Source organism: Rhodopseudomonas pentothenatexigens (assembly GCF_900218015.1).
GTDB classification, from domain to species: domain Bacteria; phylum Pseudomonadota; class Alphaproteobacteria; order Rhizobiales; family Xanthobacteraceae; genus Rhodopseudomonas; species Rhodopseudomonas pentothenatexigens.
In genome coordinates, this window is sequence record NZ_UFQQ01000067.1 from 1 (window position 1) to 1,140 (window position 1,140).

Sequence of the window (1,140 nt, forward strand, 5' to 3'; positions counted from 1 at the left end):
CGCCGGGCTCCTTGTATTAGCGCGATCTGCTATCCTTCATCATTCCCTTCGGGGAATGCCCCGTCCCGGACGGCCATCCGGGACGGGGCGCCGGTCGTCGGATCGTTGGGCTTCCAGCCTTGTGGGCTGTTCCTGAGCAAGATCGCGATCGGCTCTTCATCAGGCCCGGATGGTTGAAGGAACCGAGGGTTCGCATCACAAGGAGGGGATGACGAAGATGGCCAAGCTTAGCATGGTCTGCGCCGGAATCGACATCGGCAAACTCAAGCTCGACGCCACGATCAACGGGACCAACGAGTACCTGCAGGTCGACAATTCGCCGGACGGCTACATCGCCTTGGCCGCCTGGCTGCGCCGGCACCACGTCAAGCGGGTCGGAATGGAGGCGAGCGGAGGCTACGAACAGCCGGTGATGGCGGCCCTGCGCCGCGCCGGCTTCGTCGTCGTTTGTCTGCAGCCGGTCCAGGTCCGGGCCTACGCGACGTTCAAGCTGCAACGCGCCAAGAACGACAGGATCGATGCCGCCTTGATCGCGACCTGTACGGCCGCGGTCGCGGAGGTTCGACCGCCGCCGGACCCGCGGTTTTCAGCCCTGGCCTGCCGGTTGACGATGATCGAGCAACTCACCGAAGACGTCGCCCGGCTCAGGACCCGATGTGAAGCCTGTCGCGATCCACACGGTCTCGAGTTCTGGCGCGCCGAGATTGCTCGCCTCAAAGGCTGCATCCGCACCGAACTCAAACAGCTGGTCGCCGACATCCGGATCCACCCGGACCTCGCCGCGCGGCTCGACCTGATCACCAGCGTCGACGGCGTCGGCCTGCGCACCGCCGTCGCCGTACTGATCCGGATGCCCGAGATCGGCAACGTCAGCCGCGAACAAGCCGCAGCCCTGGCCGGCCTCGCTCCTTATGACGACGACAGCGGAAGCCGGGCCGGCCAACGCCACATCGCGTTCGGCCGCGAACGGCTCAGGACCAGCCTCTACGCCGCCGCCCTGCCAGCCGCCTTCAAGTGGAATGACCAACTCGTCGCAAGCTACCGAACGCTGACCGCCAGGGGTAAACCACACAAGCTCGCCTTGGTCGCCTGCGCCCGTAAGCTGATTATCTTCATCAACACAGTCGTCGCCCGCGGCAC

At 65.4% G+C, this 1,140-nt stretch carries 1 protein-coding gene; it reads left to right on the forward strand.

The features are described 5' to 3' along the window. Window positions 1-208: 208 nt before the first annotated feature. Window positions 209-1,140: IS110 family RNA-guided transposase (locus tag DWA33_RS24825; RefSeq protein WP_244601399.1), on the forward strand; the 932-nt coding region annotated here is incomplete at its 3' end.